The organism is Pseudomonas fluorescens (assembly GCF_004683905.1).
GTDB classification, from domain to species: Bacteria; Pseudomonadota; Gammaproteobacteria; order Pseudomonadales; family Pseudomonadaceae; genus Aquipseudomonas; species Aquipseudomonas putida_A.
Map to the genome: position 1 here is coordinate 1,166,043 of NZ_CP038438.1, position 17,758 is coordinate 1,183,800.

The following is a 17,758-nucleotide window of genomic DNA, read 5'->3' on the forward strand; positions in this document are numbered from 1 at the left end:
TCAGCGGCGAAGCTCTGCAACAAAGTCGTAGTAGTCGTTGCGGCAATAGGTGTCGGTGACTTCGATCGGCGTGTTGTCTTCGAGGTAGCCGACCCGGGTCATCAGCAGCATGGCGGTACCGGGGGCGATGCCGACCAGCGCGGCGAACTCGTCCGAGGCGTTGATCGCCTGGATGTGCTGCAGGGCGCGGACGATCGGTTTGCCGATGCCGTCGAGGTATTCGTAGAGTGAATCGCCGACCAGGTGCGGCTTGGGCATGATCTTGGCGGGGAGGGTGCTCATCTCAATGGCCATCACCGTGTCGTCGGCCTTGCGCAGGCGTTTCATGCGCGCGACCTTGTCGTTCGGCGACAGGCTCAGGCGGATCAGTTCTTCGTGAGTCGGCAGGGTGATTTCGCGCTCCAGCCACTGCGAGCTGGGGACGAAGCCCTTGAGGCGAAGCATTTCGCTGAAGCCCGAGAGGCGTGACAGCGGTTGTTCCAGACGGGGTGTGATGAACGTGCCGGAACCTTGCAGGCGGCGGATCAGACCTTGATCGAGCAGCACTTCCAGCGCTTTGCGTGCGGTGACCCGGGAGATACCCAGTTGCTCGCTGAGGTTGCGTTCGGACGGCATCGCCTGCTCGGCCTTCCACTGCCCGGAATGGATCGCCGATTCCAGATTGCGCGCCAGCTGCAGGTACAGCGGCGTCGGCTGGGAGTCATCTGGGCGTAGGGCCTGGAGGTCGTTCATGTAGGTCATTTCCGACGCGAGTATAGGATTGTTGTGGCTCGCTTGTGGGGCGGAAATTAATACCACTTGAATACCATGTCAACGCAGGGAATTGGCGTGTAGCCCAATGAAATGGCGGGTTTCGGGGGTTGTGGTTTGAAGTGGTATTAGGGGTTGGCTGTAAAAAGCAAAAGATCGCAGCCTGCGGCAGCTCCTACAGTGGGAAGTGGTATCAACCCTGTAGGAGCTGCCGCAGGCTGCGATCTTTTGATTTATTTTTTTCAGGTGACCAGTGGTCGCTGGTTAAGGACGGATCTCGATCATCGTGCCGTCCGGCACCAGACCCCAGACTTCGCGCATGTCCATGTTGCGCATGGCGATGCAGCCGTCGGTCCAGTCCAGGGTGTGGAACAGGTCTTCCGGGGTTTCTTCCGAATCCGGGGTGCCGTGGATCATGATCATCCCGCCAGGCTCGACGCCTTCGCGGCGGGCGCGGGCCGAATCGCTGATGTTCGGGTAGGAGATGTGCATCGCCAGGTTGAATTTTTCACTGACCTTGCGCCAGTCGATCCAGTAGAAACCTTCGGGCGTGCGTTTGTCGCCTTCAATCAGTTTCGGTCCTTTTTTCGCGCCCTTGCCCAGGGAAATGCGATAGGTCTTGATCGGCTTGCCGTCGGCGATCAATTGCAGTTGATGAGCCGATTTGAGCACCAGGATTTTTTCGATCATTGGGGTATTCGACGGCGTCACGGTGGTCACGAATGACGCTTGAGACACGGTGACGAACGACAGGCAAAACAGGGCAAGCAACCAGCGCATTGAAACGATTCCCCAGGGAGTGACGCAGATATTTTATTTATAGAAGCTTTTAGTTGATGGCAGGCTGCGTCAACGGCGGAATCGATTCGGAGCGAACCGGGTAGCTTTCGGCGCGGCGATCAGCGAAGAAGCATTCTAAGGTACGCCCCACGGTGCGGAAAGCCAGCTCGTCCCACGGGATGTCGGCTTCGTCGAATAGTTGTACTTCGAGGCTTTCGGGCCCGGCAGCAAAGTCCAGATCGGCCAGTTCGGCACGGAAAAATACGTGCACCTGACTGATGTGTGGCACGTCGATCAACGTATAGATGCTCAGATTGCGTACCCGGGCGCAGGCTTCCTCGGCGGTTTCGCGGATCGCGGCCTGCTCGATGGTTTCGCCGTTTTCCATGAAACCGGCAGGCAGCGTCCAGTAACCGAGGCGTGGCTCGATGGCGCGCCGGCAGAGCAGCACTTTACTGCCCCAGGTCGCGACGCAACCGGCGACGATATTGGGGTTTTGATAGTGAATGGTCTGACAGCTGTCACAGACAAATCGCAGCCGCGAGTCGCCTTCGGGAATGCGCTGGGTCACCGGGTTGCCGCACTGGCTGCAAAATTTCATGCTGGGGTTCCTGAATGCTGCGCCTATCTTGGCGTGCAGCGGTGCCGGTCGGCAAGTTGTCGTTTCGCGACATGGCCCGGCGAGGGGCTTGGGCGGCTGCAATGATTGGTGCATGATGCAGGGTAAGGCACAGATCGAGAACACTCATGCTGGACGAGCTACTGCATAGGGTAAGCAACCACACACCGCGCACGCTGGAGACCGATAAACGTTTCCCCGAGGCCGCTGTTCTGGTGCCGATCACCCGCAGTGACGAACCCGAGCTGGTGCTGACCCTGCGCGCCAGCGGCCTCTCGACCCATGGTGGCGAAGTGGCCTTCCCCGGCGGACGCCGTGACCCGGAAGACCCCGATCTGATTTTTACCGCCCTGCGCGAAGCCGAGGAAGAAATCGGCCTGCCACCGGGGCTGGTCGAGGTCATCGGTCCGCTCAGCCCGCTGATCTCCCTGCATGGCATCAAGGTTACGCCGTTTGTCGGGGTGATCCCGGACTTCGTCGAATACCAGGCCAACGATGCCGAGATCGCCGCAGTATTCAACGTGCCGCTGGAGTTCTTCCGCAAAGACCCGCGCGAACACACGCACCGTATCGATTACCAGGGCCGCAGCTGGTACGTGCCGAGTTATCGTTATGGCGAATTCAAGATCTGGGGTTTGACCGCTATCATGATCGTCGAACTGATCAATCTGCTCTATGACGAACAGATCAGCCTGCATCATCCGCCCAAAAGCTATATCAACACCTGAAGCCATCGCTCGAATGGCCCGTCATCGTGAGCCCTGAGGAAAACAAGATGAAATACCGCCTGGGCGACGCCCGCGTCGAAACCCATCCACAGAGCTGGGTCGCGCCCAATGCCGTGCTGGTGGGCAAGGTCAGACTGGAAGAGGGCGCCAACGTCTGGTTCAACGCCGTATTGCGCGGCGACAACGAACTGATCCTGATCGGCAAGAACAGCAACGTCCAGGACGGCACGGTGATGCACACCGACATGGGCTATCCGCTGACCATCGGCACCGGCGTGACCATCGGTCACAACGCCATGCTGCATGGCTGCACCGTCGGCGACTACAGCCTGATCGGCATCAACGCGGTGATCCTCAACGGGGCGAAAATCGGCAAGAACTGCATCATCGGCGCCAATTCGCTGATCGGCGAAGGCAAGGAGATCCCCGATGGCTCGCTGGTGATGGGCTCGCCGGGCAAGGTCGTGCGTGAGCTGACCGAGCCGCAGAAGAAGATGCTCGAAGCCAGCGCCGCGCACTATGTGCATAACTCGCAGCGCTATGCGCGTGACCTGGTAGAGCAGGAAGAATGAGTACGCCTGAAAGACCCGTTGCCTCGCCGTGCGTGAATATCTGCGCACTGGATGAAGACGATATTTGTACCGGTTGCCAGCGCACGGTCGCGGAGATCACCCGCTGGGGGCGCATGACCAATGACGAGCGGCGGGTGGTGCTGGGGTTGTGTCATGAGCGGGCGAAGGCCAGTGGGTTGGTGTGGATGATCCCGGCCAAGCGCTGATGGATCGGCTGAACAGCTTTTGTGGCGAGGGAGCTTGCTCCCGCTGGGCTGCGCAGCAGACCTCGCTTTTGAACATCAAGAGAGGGGCCGCTTCGCGCCCCAGCGGGAGCAAGCTCCCTCGCCACAGATAAGTCGCTTGGCTCGACGGTTGTATACAGTTCACTTGCCGACTTGGCCGAACTCTCCTCCTCAAGTAACCTGTGCGCCAATCTGACAGGTCGCCCCCATGATTTTCCTCATCGCCTACATCAGCAGCGTCGTGCTGATCAACTTCGCTTTCTCCACCGCGCCACACCTGGACATTATCTGGTCGGCCTGGGGCGGGTTGGTGTTCGTGTTGCGCGACATGGTGCAAACCCGTTTCGGCCACGGTGCGCTCGTGGCGATGCTGGCGGCGCTGGTACTGTCTTACGTCACTTCTGATCCATCCATCGCCTTGGCCAGCGCCACGGCGTTCGCGGTGTCGGAAATCATCGACTGGCTGGTGTTCAGCGTCACCAAACGGCCGCTGCGCGACCGTCTGTGGATCAGCTCGGCGCTGAGCATTCCGCTCGATACCTTCATTTTTTTCGGCATGATCGACCTGATGACGCCACCGGTGATCATCACGGCACTGGTCTCGAAGTTTGCCGGCGTCACTGCCGTTTGGCTGATCATGGCCTGGCGCGAGCGCAAACAGGCTGTCGCCAGCTGAGCCAAACCCTGCGGTTCATGTAAAATGCCGCGCTTTCTCCCCATGGAAAGCGCGTCTGGCGTTGCTTTCCTCGATGATCCGCTTCTTTGAGGACCTGAGATGACCCGTATCGGAACTCCATTGTCGCCGACCGCGACCCGCGTATTGCTGTGTGGCTGTGGTGAGTTGGGCAAGGAAGTGGTGATCGAGCTGCAACGCCTGGGCGTTGAAGTGATTGCCGTCGACCGTTACGCCAACGCGCCGGCCATGCAGGTGGCGCACCGCAGCCACGTGATCAACATGCTCGACGGCGCCGCGCTGCGTGCAGTCATCGAAGCCGAGAAACCGCACTTCATCGTGCCGGAAATCGAAGCCATCGCCACCGCCACGCTGGTCGAGCTGGAAGCCGAAGGCTTCACCGTGATCCCGACCGCCCGCGCCGCGCAACTGACCATGAACCGCGAAGGCATCCGCCGTCTGGCCGCTGAAGAGCTGGACCTGCCAACCTCGCCGTACCATTTTGCCGACACCTTCGAGGACTACAGCAAAGCCGTGCAGGATCTGGGTTTCCCGTGCGTGGTCAAGCCAGTCATGAGCTCGTCGGGTAAAGGCCAGAGCCTGCTGCGCAGCGCCGATGATGTGCTGAAGGCCTGGGATTACGCGCAAGAGGGCGGTCGCGCCGGCAAAGGTCGGGTGATCATCGAAGGCTTCATCGATTTCGACTACGAAATCACTCTGCTGACCGTGCGCCACATCGGCGGCACCACGTTCTGCGCACCGGTCGGTCACCGTCAGGAGAAGGGCGACTATCAGGAATCCTGGCAGCCGCAAGCCATGAGCCCGATTGCCCTGGCTGAGTCCGAGCGCGTGGCCAAAGCCGTGACCGAGGCCTTGGGTGGTCGCGGGCTGTTCGGCGTCGAACTGTTCATCAAGGGCGATCAGGTGTGGTTCAGCGAAGTTTCGCCGCGCCCGCATGACACCGGTCTGGTGACCCTGATTTCTCAGGATCTGTCGCAGTTCGCCTTGCACGCGCGCGCCATTCTCGGTCTGCCGGTGCCGCTGATCCGTCAGTTCGGCCCTTCGGCTTCGGCAGTGATTCTGGTGGAAGGGCAGTCGACCCAGACCGCGTTCGCCAACCTGGGCGCAGCGCTGAGCGAGCCGGATACGGCGTTGCGTCTGTTCGGCAAGCCTGAAGTCAATGGTCAGCGCCGGATGGGCGTGGCGTTGGCGCGGGATGAGTCGATCGAAGCTGCGCGTGCCAAGGCGACTCGTGCTGCTCAGGCTGTTGTTGTAGAGCTGTAAACCCAGGCGCGGCATTCGCGAGCAAGCTCGCTCCCACAGGTTCGGCGGTGTTCACAAATTTTGTGTACTGCACGGACACTGTGGGAGCGGGCTTGCTCGCGAAGCTTTTGATCTTCCGTCAGGCAACCTGATTCAGATCGTTATTGCGCGTTTCCTTCAGGCACAGCACAGCAATCAGGCTGAGTACCGCTGCCGCCGACACATACCCACCGACATAACTCAAACCACCCATTGCCACCAGTTTCTGCGCGAAGAACGGAGCCGCCGAGGCGCCGACGATCCCGCCGAGGTTGTAAGCGGCCGATGCGCCGGTATAGCGCACGTGGGTCGGAAACAGTTCCGGCAGCAGCGCGCCCATCGGGGCAAACGTCACGCCCATCAGGAACAGCTCGATGCACAGGAACAGCGCCACGCCCCAGGTCGAACCTTGCGTCAGCAGCGGCTCCATCAGGAATCCGGACAGAATCGCCAGTACACCGCCGACGATCAGCACCGGTTTGCGCCCGTAACGGTCGCTGGCCCAAGCGGACAACGGCGTTGCGGCGGCCATGAACAGCACGGCAAAACACAGCAGTCCAAGAAACGTTTCACGGCTATAGCCGAGGGTGGACACGCCGTAGCTCAGGGAAAACACCGTCGAGATATAAAACAGCGCATAGCACACCACCATGGCCGCTGCGCCAAGCAGGGTTGGCGCCCAGTATTGGCTGAACAGCTCGACCAGCGGCACTTTCACCCGTTCCTGACGAGCAATGGCGTTGGCGAATACTGGCGTTTCATGGAGCTTGAGGCGCACGTACAGGCCGACCATCACCAGTGCCGCGCTGAGCAGAAACGGAATCCGCCAGCCCCAACTGCGGAACTGCTCGTCGTCGAGGGTCATGGCCAGGGTCAGGAACAGGCCATTGGCTGCAAGAAAGCCGATTGACGGGCCAAGCTGCGGGAACATGCCGAACCACGCCCGTTTGCCCTTGGGCGCATTCTCCGTGGCCAGCAATGCCGCGCCACCCCATTCGCCACCCAATCCCAAACCCTGACCGAAACGCAGCACACACAACAAAATCGGTGCCCAGGCGCCAATGCTGGCGTAACCCGGCAGCACGCCGATCAGCGTGGTGCACACGCCCATCAGCAAGAGCGAGGCGACCAGTGTCGACTTGCGCCCGATACGGTCACCGAAGTGGCCGAACAAGGCCGAACCCAGCGGTCGGGCGAGGAAGGCGATGCCGAAGGTGAGAAACGCCGAAAGCATCTGCGCGGTGCCGGACGTCTGCGGAAAGAACACCGGCCCGATCACCAGTGCAGCGGCGGTAGCGTAAACGTAGAAGTCGTAGAACTCGATGGCGGTGCCGATGAAACTCGCTGTCGCCACGCGGGTGGCGGAGTTGGTCGGCTGGGCAGGCGCGGTGGCGCTGTAAGCGGTACTGGTCGTCATGCGGTGATCCCTGACAGTCATGAGCTCCGTTGGAGCGAATTATTATGGTTGAACACCCAGGGATGTGGGATGAGGCGCGAGCGCTGTTTCGAGTAGGAACAGTCGTCGGGGTGGTGCGGAAAATTACCGAAACCGTTGGCGTGCGGGGTAAGCACAGGGCTCGGCGGCGCTTGGGTAAGCGGCTCGATTATAGGAAGGGGGCTAACAATCAAACAAGAGCAAAAGATCGCAGCGGATTGACGTCGATTGATCTTCCTGTGGCGAGGGAGCTTGCTCCCGCTGGGTTGCGAAGCGACCCCAACACATTTACGGCCGTTGCGCGCCCGAGCGGGAGCAAGCTCCCTCGCCACAAAAGCGCCTAAACCTTGGCGGGCACCGCGCTCGTATGCCAGATCAGCACCTTGCTCACCCGGTTGTCCTCGGTCTCGAGAATCTCCAGCCGATAACGCCCGATCTTCAGACACACCGCGCTGTCCGGAATGGTCTCCAGCGCTTCGGTCACCAGACCGTTGAGGGTTTTCGGGCCGTCGCTCGGCAAATGCCAGCCCAGGCATTTGTTCAACTCGCGGATCGACGCAGTGCCGTCGATCACCATGCGCCCGTCGGGCTGCGGATGGATGTGCGGGTTGTCGAGGCTGTGCTCGCTTTCGAATTCGCCGACGATTTCTTCGAGAATGTCTTCCAGAGTGACGATGCCCAGCACTTCGCCGTACTCGTCCACCACCATGCCCAAGCGGCGCTGCTGCTTGTGGAAGTTCAGCAGTTGCAGTTGCAGCGGGGTGCTTTCCGGAACGAAGTACGGCTCGTAGCTGGCGGCCAGCAGCGCTTCGCGGGTCAGCTGGCCATCGTTGAGCAGATGGCGGATCTGCCGGGTATTGAGCACCGCTTCGACCTGGTTGATGTCGCTGTGAAACACCGGCAGGCGCGTGCGTTTGTTATGGCGCAGTTGTTCGATGATCTCCTCGATCGAATCGTCGAGGTTGATGCCGTCGACATCGCTGCGTGGCACCAGAATGTCGTTGACCGTGATGTTGTCCAGCGCATGGATGCCTGAGACCGGGTGGGTGCGAGACGGGTGTTCCGGATCGTTATCAGGGTCGGCAGGTTCTTCGTCTTCACTTTGCTGCACCACCTGGGGTTTGCGCGCGAAGGGGCGCAGCAGCAGACCGCTGATGCGGCTCAGCAGCCAGGCCAGCGGGTAAAGGATTTTCAGCGGAACGGCCAGCAGGGTATTGCCGAACGACAGTACTGCATCCGGGTAGCGCTGGGCCACGCTGCGCGGAAAGTAATCGGCAAACACCAGCAATACGGCGCCGGCGACGAGGCAGGCGGCCCACGGGCCGTTCTCCTCGCAAAGGAAGATCGCCAGCAGCGTGGCAATGATTACCGCGAGGGCGCGGCACAGGGTGTTGCACAGGATCAGACTGTCGAGCGGAAAGCTCAGCTTTGCCAGCGGCTTATCGCTGGCGCGCGAGGCGGTGCGTTGCGCGAGCAAGTGCTGCTGCGCGATTTCGACGGCGGTAAACAGCCCCGACCATAAAATCAGCAGGACAAATACCGCAAGCATCGGCCCTATGGGCAAACCGTCCATTTATGCCGCCCGTCAGATGTGCAGGATGTATTCACGAACCAGTTTGCTGCCGAAATACGCCAACATCAGCAGGCAGAAACCGGCGAGGGTCCAGCGAATCGCCTTGTGGCCGCGCCAGCCGAGGCGATTGCGGCCCCACAGCAGCACGCTGAACACGATCCAGGCCAGGCACGCCAGCAAGGTCTTGTGCACCAGATGCTGGGCGAACAGGTTCTCGACGAACAGCCAGCCGGAGATCAGCGACAGCGACAGCAGCGTCCAGCCAGCCCAGAGGAAGCCGAACAACAGGCTTTCCATGGTTTGCAGCGGCGGGAAGTTCTTGATCAGGCCCGACGGGTGTTTGTGCTTGAGCTGGTGATCCTGCACCAGCAGCAACAAGGCCTGGAACACCGCGATGGTGAACATGCCGTAGGCGAGGATCGACAGCAGGATGTGGGCGAGGATGCCCGGTTCTTCGTCGATGATCTGCACCGTGCCGGCCGGGGCGAACTGCGCCAGCAACACCGTGGCCGCGCCGAGCGGGAACAGCAGCACCAGCAGGTTTTCAACCGGGATCCGCGAGCAGGCCAGTAGCGTCAGGGCGATGACAGCCGCGGCGATCAGGCTGGCGGCGCTGAAGAAGTCCAGGCCCAGGCCGATCGGCGTCAGCAGGTGAGTGAGCAGGCTGGCGCTGTGGGCGAGCACGGCGAGGATGCCGAGCGTAACCAGCAGGCGCTTGTTCGCCTTGGCGCCGGAGGCCAGGCGGGTGCCCTGATAAAGGGTCGCAGCGGCATAAAGAAGAGCGGCGGCGATGGTAGTCAGCAAACTGGGTGACAAGGGGAGCATAAATCCTGTTAGGCAGGCCCGAAAGGCGCTGAGTTTGGCATAGAACCGCCACACCACGAAAGTGCGAGGTGTCCGCCCGACGCAGTCTTCGCTATAATCCGCGACCTGCCCACGCCGCAGGCTCGCCGAGCACATGTTGAATCCGGTCTGGGCCGCCATTATCCCGGTCTACACAGGGCCTGAAAGGATCGCGCAATGTTTGAAAACTTAACCGACCGTCTCTCGCAGACGCTGCGCCATGTCACCGGCAAGGCGAAGCTGACTGAAGACAATATCAAAGACACCCTGCGCGAAGTGCGCATGGCGTTGCTCGAAGCCGACGTCGCCCTGCCGGTGGTCAAGGACTTCGTCAATTCGGTCAAGGAGCGCGCTGTCGGCACCGAGGTGTCGCGCAGCCTGACGCCGGGCCAGGCCTTCGTGAAGATCGTCCAGGCCGAACTCGAAAGCCTGATGGGCGCGGCCAACGAAGACTTGAACCTGAGCGCCGTGCCGCCCGCCGTCATTCTGATGGCCGGTCTGCAGGGTGCCGGTAAAACCACCACCGCCGGCAAACTCGCGCGCTTCCTTAAAGAACGCAAGAAGAAGTCGGTGATGGTCGTGTCGGCGGACATCTACCGTCCGGCTGCGATCAAACAGCTGGAAACCCTGGCCAACGACATCGGCGTGACGTTCTTCCCGTCCGACCTGAGCCAGAAGCCGGTGGACATCGCCACCGCAGCTATTAAAGAAGCCAAACTGAAATTCATCGACGTGGTCATCGTCGACACCGCCGGTCGTCTGCACATCGACGAAGAGATGATGGGCGAGATCAAGGCGCTGCACGCCGCGATCAACCCGGTCGAAACGCTGTTCGTGGTCGACGCCATGACCGGTCAGGACGCCGCCAACACGGCCAAGGCCTTCGGTGATGCGCTGCCGCTGACCGGTGTGATCCTGACCAAGGTCGACGGTGATGCCCGTGGCGGTGCCGCGTTGTCGGTTCGCGCAATCACTGGCAAGCCGATCAAGTTCATCGGTATGGGCGAGAAGAGCGAAGCGCTCGATCCGTTCCACCCTGAGCGTATTGCTTCGCGGATCCTCGGCATGGGCGACGTGCTCAGCCTGATCGAACAGGCCGAAGCGACCCTCGACAAGGACAAGGCCGATAAACTGGCCAAGAAGCTGAAGAAGGGCAAGGGCTTCGACCTCGAAGACTTCCGCGATCAGCTGCAACAAATGAAGAACATGGGCGGCCTCGGCGGACTAATGGACAAACTGCCGAGCATCGGCGGTGTCAACCTGTCGCAAATGGGCAATGCCCAGAATGCTGCAGAGAAGCAGTTCAAACAGATGGAAGCCATCATCAACTCCATGACGCCGGCCGAGCGCCGCGACCCTGAGCTGATCAGCGGTTCGCGCAAGCGCCGGATCGCCATGGGTTCCGGCACTCAGGTGCAGGACATCGGTCGCTTGATCAAGCAGCACAAGCAGATGCAGAAGATGATGAAGAAATTCACCGCCAAAGGCGGCATGGCGAAAATGATGCGCGGCATGGGCGGTATGTTGCCCGGCGGCGGCATGCCGAAAATGTGATTCAGGACACCAAGACTTCGCCGGTCGTCGCACCGGCGCAGACCCTGCAAGGACGCAGGATCAACAGCAAACCCGCACTCGGCGGGAGCTGACTGGCCGTTTTCATCGACGGCTCTATATGCAAATCCGCACGGCATGCCATAGGCGCCGGAAAAAGTCATTTGCAAAAGTCCGGATATTCCTTAGAATATGCGGCCTTTCGGGCACCCATGCCCGCTGTGCATTTAGATTTGCAGCACCGACTACAGGAACGATGTTCACATGCTAACAATCCGTCTTGCCCTTGGCGGCTCCAAAAAGCGCCCGTTTTACCACCTGACCGTAACCGACTCGCGTAACCCGCGTGACGGCTCCCACAAAGAACAGGTTGGCTTCTTCAACCCTGTTGCCCGTGGTCAGGAAATCCGTCTGTCCGTGAACCAAGAGCGCGTAGCCTACTGGCTGAGCGTTGGTGCACAGCCATCTGAGCGTGTTGCTCAGTTGCTGAAGGAATCTGCCAAGGCTGCAGCCTGAGCAGTATGAGCGCGACGCCAGAAAAAGCTGATGACCTGATCGTTGTCGGCAAGATTTTTTCGGTTCACGGCGTTCGCGGCGAGGTGAAGGTCTTTTCCTTTACCGATCCGATTGAAAACCTGTTGGACTACCGCAACTGGACGCTTCGGCGCGAAGGCGTGGTGAAACAGGTCGAGCTGGTCAGCGGCCGATCCACTCAAAAGGATCTGGTTGCCAAGCTCAAAGGCCTCGACGATCGCGATGAAGCCCGTCTTCTGAGCGGTTACGAGATTTGCATCTCACGAAGCCTTTTGCCCAACCTGACAAGCGACGAGTACTACTGGTACCAGTTGCAGGGTCTGAGCGTCATCAACCAGGACGAGCAATTGTTCGGCAAGGTTGATCACCTGTTGGAGACCGGCGCGAACGATGTATTGGTGGTCAAGCCCTGCGCGGGCAGCCTGGATGATCGCGAGCGGTTGTTGCCCTATACGGAGCAATGCGTGCTGGCAGTCGACCTGGATGCAGGCGTGATGCGGGTGGAATGGGACGCGGACTTCTAAGCAATGGCCAGCCTGCGCGTAGACGTCATTACGCTGTTCCCCGAGATGTTCTCGGCCATCAGTGAGTACGGCATTACCAGTCGTGCGGTCAAACAGGGGCTGTTGCAGCTGACCTGTTGGAATCCGCGGGATTACACGACGGATCGGCATCACACTGTGGACGATCGCCCGTTTGGCGGTGGTCCGGGCATGGTGATGAAGATCAAGCCCCTGGAAGATGCTCTGGTTCAGGCCAAGGCAGCAGCCGGGGAGGCGGCGAAGGTGATTTACCTGTCCCCCCAAGGCCGTCAACTGACTCAGTCGGCGGTACGCGAGTTGGCAAAATCGGATGCATTGATCCTGATTGCCGGCCGCTATGAAGGCATTGACGAGCGCTTTATTGAGGCTCATGTCGATGAAGAGTGGTCGATTGGTGACTATGTACTGTCTGGCGGCGAGCTGCCGGCCATGGTCATGATCGATGCGGTTACACGACTGCTGCCCGGAGCTTTAGGGCATGCGGATTCCGCTGAGGAAGATTCCTTTACGGATGGTCTGCTGGATTGCCCGCACTACACCCGACCTGAGGTGTATGCGGATCAGCGTGTTCCCGACGTGTTGCTAAGTGGCAATCACGCGCATATCCGGCGTTGGCGTTTACAGCAGTCCCTTGGTAGGACCTATGAACGACGCGCCGATCTTCTGGAAAGCCGCTCGCTTTCTGGAGAAGAGAAGAAGCTGCTCGAGGAATACATCCGCGAGCGGGACGATAGTTAACAACGTATCGATGGTAGATCAGTTGATTTACCTTAGGAGCACAGCATGACCAACAAAATCATCCTTGCACTCGAAGCAGAGCAGATGACCAAAGAAATCCCTACCTTTGCCCCAGGCGACACCATTGTCGTTCAGGTGAAAGTGAAGGAAGGCGATCGTTCCCGTCTGCAAGCGTTCGAAGGCGTTGTCATCGCCAAGCGTAACCGCGGCGTGAACAGTGCGTTCACCGTTCGTAAAATCTCCAACGGTGTTGGCGTAGAACGTACTTTCCAGACCTACTCCCCGCAGATCGACAGCATGGCTGTTAAACGTCGCGGTGACGTACGTAAAGCCAAGCTGTACTACCTGCGCGACCTGTCGGGTAAAGCAGCTCGCATCAAGGAAAAACTGGCTTAAGTCCAGCTTCCGATGCAGAAAAAAGCAGCCTACGGGCTGCTTTTTTGTTGCCTGCAATTTATCCACAGCATTTTTGTTTCAGGCCAGAACCATGACCACCCGTGACCAGGAAATCGAACGCCGCACCGAACTCTCGGTGACCCGCGTGACCAAAGCCGTCTTCCCGCCGACCACCAACCACCACAACACCCTGTTCGGCGGCACCGCGCTGGCGTGGATGGATGAAGTGTCGTTCATCACCGCTACGCGTTTCTGCCGTTTGCCGCTGGTGACCGTGTCCACCGACCGCATCGACTTCAATCACGCGATCCCGGCCGGCTCCATCGTCGAACTGGTGGGCAGGGTGATCAAAGTGGGTAACACCAGCCTCAAGGTCGAGGTGGAAGTATTTGTTGAGAGCATGAGTTGCGATGGCCGCGAGAAGGCGATCCATGGGCAATTCAGCTTTGTGGCCATCGACGATGACAAGCGGCCGGTGCCGGTGCTGCCCGGATTTCCTGCCTGATCCGGAACCGAGTCGCGGCCTTCGCGAGCAAGCCCGCTCCCACAGGTTTTGTGTCGTCTACAACGTTTATGTACGACACGGACACTGTGGGAGCGGGCTTGCTCGCGAATTCGTCAGATCAGGCGCCGCTGCTCTCAGGCTGGATCAACGCCAGCAACGTCCACCCGGATCCCGGTTTCAAAGCAGTCTCCGGCGTCACCACATGCACCCAGCCACTGTCATCGCGCATGAACAGCAGCGTCGCCCGATTGCCATGCAATGCCTGGTAATCCTCCCAACCGAAACCGTCCGTCAGCGTCGTGCTGTACACCTCGGCGCCGTTGCTGATCAGGCTGGCCAGCTTGGCGTAGGTCAGCGCCTCGCTCCCCAGCTGATTGCCGCGATGTTCCAGGCTTGCCCGATGCTTGTCACTGCGACGACTTTCCTGACCACTGGCCAGACCAAACAGGCGTTGATGACCAAAGTCGTGTCGAAAACGCATCGCCGCCAGGGTGTTCAGTTCGCCCGACGGCGATAGCGCCAGCAGATGCCCCAGCCCGACCAGATCCAGATGCGCATCGGCATGCTGCGAAGCCGGGTTACCAAAGTACGTCGGCAAACCCTCCATGCGCGCCGCACGAATATTCTCCCAGCTCGAATCGGTCAACAGCACGCGGCTGCCCAGTTGCTGCAACGATTTGCCCAGCAGACGTGCCGGGCCGTTGGCACCGACGATCAGGAAGCCGCTCGGCGCCGGTTCGGCGACGTTAAGCAAACGTGCCAATGGTCGAGCGGTTGCACTTTGCAGCACCACGGTGCCGATGATCACCGCGAAAGTCAGCGGCACCAGCAGCAGCGCACCTTCGTGCCCGGCTTGATCCAGACGAATCGCGAAAATCGCCGACACCGCCGCCGCCACGATCCCGCGCGGGGCGATCCAGCACAGCAGGGCGCGTTCACGCCAGCTCAGGCTGGAGCCGGCAGTGCTCAACAGCACGTTCAGCGGGCGCGCGATCAGTTGAATCACCAGCAGCAGAATCAGCACCAACGGCCCGAGGCCGATCAAAGCATGCAGGTCCAGCCGCGCCGCCAGCAGAATGAACAACCCGGAAATCAGCAGCACGCTGAGGTTTTCCTTGAAGTGCAGGATGTGCCGCACATCCACGCCCTTCATGTTCGCCAGCCACATGCCCATCAGCGTCACCGCCAGCAGGCCGGACTCGTGCATCACCTGATTGGATGCAATGAAGATCCCCAACACCGCCGCCAGCGAGGCGAGGTTATGCAGGTACTCGGGCAACCACTGGCGCCGGATGATGGTGCCCAGCACCCAGCCGCCGACCACCCCGAATACGCTGCCGCAGACAATCACCCCGCCGAAGGTCAACAGGCTCTGTTCGAGGCCGTTGCCCTCGGAGCGGGCGATGATGAAGCTGTAGACCACCACCGCGAGCAGGGCGCCGATCGGGTCGATGACGATGCCTTCCCAGCGCAGGATGTTGGCGATCGAGGCTTTCGGCCGCACCACCCGCAGCATCGGCACGATCACCGTCGGGCCGGTCACCAGCGTCAGGCTGCCGAACAGGATCGCCAGCAGCCAGTCGAAGCCGAGCAAAAAATGGGTGGCGACGGCAATCACCACCCAGGTCGTGAGCGCGCCGATTGTCACCAGCCGATGCACGACGCTGCCGATCTCGCGCCATTCCGACAGGTGCAGGGTCAGACTGCCCTCAAACAGGATCAACGCTACCGCCAGCGACACCAGCGGCATCAGCAGCGGGCCGAACATTTCCTGCGGGTCGAGCCAGCCCAGCACCGGCCCCGCGAGAATCCCGGTCAGCAACAGAAACAGAATCGCCGGCAGCTTCAGGCGCCACGCCAGCCACTGGCAACCCAGCGCCGCGGCGCCGATCCCGCCAAATGCCAAGAGAATTTGCTGCTCGTTCATTGATGCTCCCTGTTCCTTGAATTAGCGGGCTATGAAAGACTAGCGGCCATTCCTACAGTTCACTCGACATTTGCGCACAGCCCCGGAGGTTGTGTGTCTTGAGCGCCCATGCCTGCCATCGACCATCCGCTGATTGACCAATTCCTCGACGCCCTGTGGCTGGAAAAAGGCCTGTCCGATAACACTCGCGGCGCCTACCGCAGCGATCTGGCGCTGTTCAACGGCTGGCTACAGGAGAAAAACCTCGAGCTGATCAATGCCGGTCGCGAGTTGATCCTCGATCACCTGTCCTGGCGTCTGGAACAGAACTACAAACCGCGTTCCACCGCCAGATTTCTTTCCGGTGTGCGTGGCTTTTATCGCTATTTGCTGCGGGAGAAGCTGATTACGGTCGATCCGACCTTGCGCGTCGACATGCCGCAACTCGGTCGGCCGTTGCCCAAATCGTTGTCGGAAGCCGACGTCGAAGCGCTGCTCAAGGCGCCGGACCTGAGCGAAGCCATCGGCCAGCGTGACCGCGCCATGCTTGAGGTGTTGTATGCCTGTGGTCTGCGGGTGACCGAACTGGTAAGCCTGACCTTGGAGCAGGTCAACCTGCGTCAGGGCGTGTTGCGGGTGATGGGCAAGGGCAGCAAGGAGCGGCTGGTGCCGATGGGCGAAGAGGCGATTGTCTGGATCGAGCGCTATATGCGCGATGGCCGCAGCGAGCTGCTCGGCGGGCGCCCCAGCGATGTGCTGTTCCCCAGTCAGCGCGGCGAGCAGATGACCCGCCAGACCTTCTGGCACCGCATCAAGCATTGGGCCAAGGTCGCCGGGATCGGCAAATCGCTGTCGCCGCACACCCTGCGTCATGCGTTCGCCACGCACCTGCTCAACCACGGCGCCGATCTGCGGGTGGTGCAAATGTTGCTCGGGCACAGTGATCTGTCGACCACGCAGATTTACACCCATGTGGCCCGCGCGCGCTTGCAGGACCTCCATGCCAAACACCACCCAAGAGGCTGATGCAACCTTCAATGTTGGAGTCATTACCTGTGGCGAGGGGATTCATCCCCGACGGGCTGCGCAGCAGCCCCAAAAACTTTGCGTTCAATAAAATTCCAAAGTATCCATTTACGACCGCAGCGCCTGCATCGGGGATAAATCCCCTCACCACAATAATGTGTGCCAGTCAGCCTTGAGTGTCTTGTGTCAGGCGCATTCGGCCATGCGAGCCTTATGTGGTAGGCTTTGCCGGTTTGCACGATGGACGGTTATGACCCGGTGTTCCGGCACGGGCGTTCTGACCGTTTCATTTGTCCGCCTTCAGGAGTTCTCATGCGTCTGACCCAGATTTTCGCCGCCGCAGCCATTGCGTTGGTCAGCACCTTTGCCGTCGCCGATGACGCGGCCGACAAAGCCATTCGTCAAAGCCTGGAAAAACTCGAACTCGAGGTTCCGGTAGAAAGCATCAGCGCCAGCCCGTTGCCGGGCATGTATGAAGTCAAGCTCAAGGGCAGCCGCGTGCTGTACGCCAGCGCCGACGGCCAGTACATCGTTCAGGGCTACCTGTTCCAGCTCAAGGACGGCAAACCGGTCAACCTGACCGAGAAGACCGAACGCCTGGGCATCTCCAAACTGATCAATGCCATTCCAGTGGCCGAAACCGTGGTGTATCCGGCGGTGGGCGAGACCAAATCGCACATCACCGTGTTCACCGACACCACCTGCCCGTACTGCCACAAGCTGCACGCCGAAGTGCCTGAGCTGAACAAGCGCGGCATCGAAGTGCGCTACGTGGCGTTCCCGCGTCAGGGCCTCGGCTCGCCGGGTGACGAGCAGTTGCAAGCCGTGTGGTGCTCGACCGACAAGAAAGCCGCCATGGACAAAATGGTCGATGGTAAGGAAATCAAGGCCGCCAAGTGCGCGAACCCGGTTTCCAAACAGTTCGCTTTGGGTCAGTCGATTGGCGTGAACGGCACACCGGCTATCGTTTTGGCCGACGGACAGGTCATTCCGGGCTACCAGCCGGCGCCACAAGTCGCCAAACTGGCGCTGGGCGCCAAGTAATTCGCATCGTCACGGTC

At 60.4% G+C, this 17,758-nt stretch carries 20 protein-coding genes; 13 read left to right on the forward strand and 7 right to left on the reverse strand.

What is annotated here, in order from left to right:
- From E4T63_RS05210 to E4T63_RS05220, 3 genes are all read right to left on the reverse strand, one after another.
- Window positions 1-732: a GntR family transcriptional regulator gene (locus E4T63_RS05210; RefSeq protein ID WP_135295020.1), complete on the reverse strand. Its 732-nt coding sequence runs from the start codon at window positions 730-732 to the stop codon at window positions 1-3.
- Between the two features lie 282 nt (window positions 733-1,014).
- On the reverse strand, window positions 1,015-1,530 hold the full coding sequence (locus E4T63_RS05215) for a L,D-transpeptidase family protein (protein WP_027610965.1): 516 nt from the start codon (window positions 1,528-1,530) through the stop codon (window positions 1,015-1,017).
- Between the two features lie 49 nt (window positions 1,531-1,579).
- Window positions 1,580-2,131 (reverse strand): NUDIX hydrolase, encoded by a 552-nt coding sequence (locus E4T63_RS05220; RefSeq protein WP_135295021.1) that lies wholly within the window; start codon window positions 2,129-2,131, stop codon window positions 1,580-1,582.
- Between the two features lie 146 nt (window positions 2,132-2,277).
- Here E4T63_RS05220 and E4T63_RS05225 point away from each other — a divergent pair, with 146 nt between their 5' ends.
- The 5 genes from E4T63_RS05225 to purT all read left to right on the forward strand — a co-directional run bounded on the left by E4T63_RS05225 (window position 2,278) and on the right by purT (window position 5,630).
- Window positions 2,278-2,877, forward strand: coding sequence for a CoA pyrophosphatase (locus E4T63_RS05225; protein WP_135295022.1), 600 nt, complete (start codon window positions 2,278-2,280; stop codon window positions 2,875-2,877).
- A gap of 47 nt (window positions 2,878-2,924) precedes the next feature.
- The gene (locus tag E4T63_RS05230; RefSeq protein WP_042606912.1) at window positions 2,925-3,449 is read left to right on the forward strand and encodes a gamma carbonic anhydrase family protein; all 525 of its coding nucleotides are present in this window, start codon (window positions 2,925-2,927) and stop codon (window positions 3,447-3,449) included.
- Window positions 3,446-3,655 carry a DUF1289 domain-containing protein gene (locus tag E4T63_RS05235; RefSeq protein ID WP_064586112.1) on the forward strand — a complete coding sequence of 70 codons (210 nt, stop codon included), beginning with the start codon at window positions 3,446-3,448 and terminating at the stop codon, window positions 3,653-3,655. Before E4T63_RS05230 ends, E4T63_RS05235 begins: the two co-directional genes overlap by 4 nt.
- 226 nt (window positions 3,656-3,881) lie before the next feature.
- Complete coding sequence (locus E4T63_RS05240) at window positions 3,882-4,349, forward strand: VUT family protein (protein WP_007967799.1); 468 nt, start codon at window positions 3,882-3,884, stop codon at window positions 4,347-4,349.
- Window positions 4,350-4,448: 99 nt separating this feature from the next.
- Window positions 4,449-5,630 (forward strand): formate-dependent phosphoribosylglycinamide formyltransferase, encoded by a 1,182-nt coding sequence (gene purT / locus E4T63_RS05245; protein WP_135295023.1) that lies wholly within the window; start codon window positions 4,449-4,451, stop codon window positions 5,628-5,630.
- 118 nt (window positions 5,631-5,748) lie between these two features.
- On the opposite strand, the gene E4T63_RS05250 is transcribed toward purT, so the two are convergent.
- The 3 genes from E4T63_RS05250 to E4T63_RS05260 form a co-directional block, all read right to left on the reverse strand.
- A complete protein-coding gene (locus E4T63_RS05250) occupies window positions 5,749-7,065 on the reverse strand; it encodes an MFS transporter (protein WP_098967376.1) in 1,317 nt (438 codons plus the stop codon).
- Window positions 7,066-7,423: 358 nt separating this feature from the next.
- Entirely contained in the window at window positions 7,424-8,656 is a 1,233-nt protein-coding gene (locus E4T63_RS05255) for an HlyC/CorC family transporter (RefSeq protein WP_135295024.1), read from the reverse strand.
- Between the two features lie 12 nt (window positions 8,657-8,668).
- The gene (locus E4T63_RS05260; protein ID WP_027610969.1) at window positions 8,669-9,481 is read right to left on the reverse strand and encodes a cytochrome C assembly family protein; all 813 of its coding nucleotides are present in this window, start codon (window positions 9,479-9,481) and stop codon (window positions 8,669-8,671) included.
- A 195-nt stretch (window positions 9,482-9,676) separates the two neighbouring features.
- On the opposite strand from E4T63_RS05260, the gene ffh reads away from it, so the two are divergent.
- The 6 genes from ffh to E4T63_RS05290 all read left to right on the forward strand — a co-directional run bounded on the left by ffh (window position 9,677) and on the right by E4T63_RS05290 (window position 13,765).
- Window positions 9,677-11,053: a signal recognition particle protein gene (gene ffh, locus E4T63_RS05265; protein ID WP_003221977.1), complete on the forward strand. Its 1,377-nt coding sequence runs from the start codon at window positions 9,677-9,679 to the stop codon at window positions 11,051-11,053.
- Window positions 11,054-11,314: 261 nt separating this feature from the next.
- Window positions 11,315-11,566 (forward strand): 30S ribosomal protein S16, encoded by a 252-nt coding sequence (gene rpsP / locus E4T63_RS05270; protein ID WP_003185073.1) that lies wholly within the window; start codon window positions 11,315-11,317, stop codon window positions 11,564-11,566.
- Between the two features lie 5 nt (window positions 11,567-11,571).
- Window positions 11,572-12,108, forward strand: a complete 537-nt coding sequence (gene rimM / locus E4T63_RS05275; protein ID WP_135295025.1) for a ribosome maturation factor RimM — start codon at window positions 11,572-11,574, stop codon at window positions 12,106-12,108.
- A 3-nt stretch (window positions 12,109-12,111) separates the two neighbouring features.
- Window positions 12,112-12,864 (forward strand): tRNA (guanosine(37)-N1)-methyltransferase TrmD, encoded by a 753-nt coding sequence (trmD, locus tag E4T63_RS05280; protein ID WP_003221981.1) that lies wholly within the window; start codon window positions 12,112-12,114, stop codon window positions 12,862-12,864.
- A 45-nt stretch (window positions 12,865-12,909) separates the two neighbouring features.
- Entirely contained in the window at window positions 12,910-13,260 is a 351-nt protein-coding gene (gene rplS / locus E4T63_RS05285; RefSeq protein WP_003175895.1) for a 50S ribosomal protein L19, read from the forward strand.
- Between the two features lie 91 nt (window positions 13,261-13,351).
- Window positions 13,352-13,765 carry an acyl-CoA thioesterase gene (locus E4T63_RS05290; protein WP_098967381.1) on the forward strand — a complete coding sequence of 138 codons (414 nt, stop codon included), beginning with the start codon at window positions 13,352-13,354 and terminating at the stop codon, window positions 13,763-13,765.
- A gap of 118 nt (window positions 13,766-13,883) precedes the next feature.
- On the opposite strand, the gene E4T63_RS05295 is transcribed toward E4T63_RS05290, so the two are convergent.
- A complete protein-coding gene (locus E4T63_RS05295) occupies window positions 13,884-15,692 on the reverse strand; it encodes a cation:proton antiporter (protein ID WP_135295026.1) in 1,809 nt (602 codons plus the stop codon).
- A gap of 108 nt (window positions 15,693-15,800) precedes the next feature.
- On the opposite strand from E4T63_RS05295, the gene xerD reads away from it, so the two are divergent.
- Window positions 15,801-16,697 (forward strand): site-specific tyrosine recombinase XerD, encoded by an 897-nt coding sequence (gene xerD, locus E4T63_RS05300; protein ID WP_003221987.1) that lies wholly within the window; start codon window positions 15,801-15,803, stop codon window positions 16,695-16,697.
- A 312-nt stretch (window positions 16,698-17,009) separates the two neighbouring features.
- Window positions 17,010-17,741, forward strand: coding sequence for a bifunctional protein-disulfide isomerase/oxidoreductase DsbC (dsbC, locus tag E4T63_RS05305; protein ID WP_007967782.1), 732 nt, complete (start codon window positions 17,010-17,012; stop codon window positions 17,739-17,741).
- Window positions 17,742-17,758 lie beyond the last annotated feature (17 nt).